Raw genomic sequence first — 1,047 nt, forward strand, 5'->3', positions numbered from 1 at the left:
CAGTAAAACCTGAGAGGATAGTTTTTTGCATAATGTAAACAGTAAAAAAACAGTTCATATTGCTTCGGATTTTTCAAATGCTCCAAATAAATTTGTACCTGACTTTGAGCTTTTCTTAAATGGGCTTCAGGAAGCGGGAGAAAATAAGTTTTTTTACTTTTCTGATTTGGAAAATAATAAAAATCACTATAAAGAGACAATTAAAAACTATATAAAGCTATTTAAGTTAATTTGGGCATCAGATCTGGTTGTTTTTCATAGTTTACCTACAAGAATTGCAAGAATCGCCATTCCTCTAATTAAGTGGGGTACCCCCTGTTATATGGCTGTATGGGGTGGAGAAGTGTATTTTAAAGGTACAAGTGACAAAAGTTTAAGGCGGTATATTTCTAATCTAATTGAAAGTTTCTTCATAAAATCTTTAGATGGCTTAATAACTAGCATTGAAGCTGATTATAAAAGCATATGTGAAAAATATGGGAAAAACTTTAAAAGGTTAAAACCAAAAGTTTTTTACCCTTCCAATGTTGTCCCTGAGAATGTTAAAGAAATTAATTTTGAAGACAAAAAGTATATTATGGTTGGATGCTCAGCGTTGGAGAGAAACAACCATATAAGAGTACTAACAGATATCGCTAAAGTTGGCTTGCCAAAAGGAAAGGTTATTTTTTTACCTCTGTCATATGGCGACTTTGAATACGCTAAACATGTTGAGGCTACAGCAAGGCAACTTTTTAAAGAACATGAGCTCTATATAGAGCGTAGTTTTATTCCTTTAACAGAGTACCAAAATATATTAAATCAGGTTTGTATAGCTCTGTTTGATAATGAAGGGCAGCAAGGGTTAGGTAATATAAGGAATCTACTATACTTCGGAGCAAGGGTGCATTTAAAAGCTGGCTCTGTATCTTATGACTTTCTGACTAAGCAGGGTTTTAAAGTGTTTTTAATTAATGATTTGGATTTTTGTGATGGCTCATTTTCTAAGAGAAATAAAGAAGTGGCTATGTCGTATTATTCAAAATCTATTCTGAAAAAATCTTTGTT

Annotated in this window: 1 protein-coding gene; it reads left to right on the forward strand. The window is 32.3% G+C overall.

Annotated elements, in window-relative coordinates:
• Positions 1-25: 25 nt before the first annotated feature.
• The coding region (locus tag L1D51_RS21500) for a TDP-N-acetylfucosamine:lipid II N-acetylfucosaminyltransferase family protein (RefSeq protein ID WP_239964841.1) at positions 26-1,047 on the forward strand (1,022 nt) is incomplete at its 3' end.

This window comes from Pseudoalteromonas shioyasakiensis (assembly GCF_022398475.1).
GTDB lineage: Bacteria > Pseudomonadota > Gammaproteobacteria > Enterobacterales > Alteromonadaceae > Pseudoalteromonas.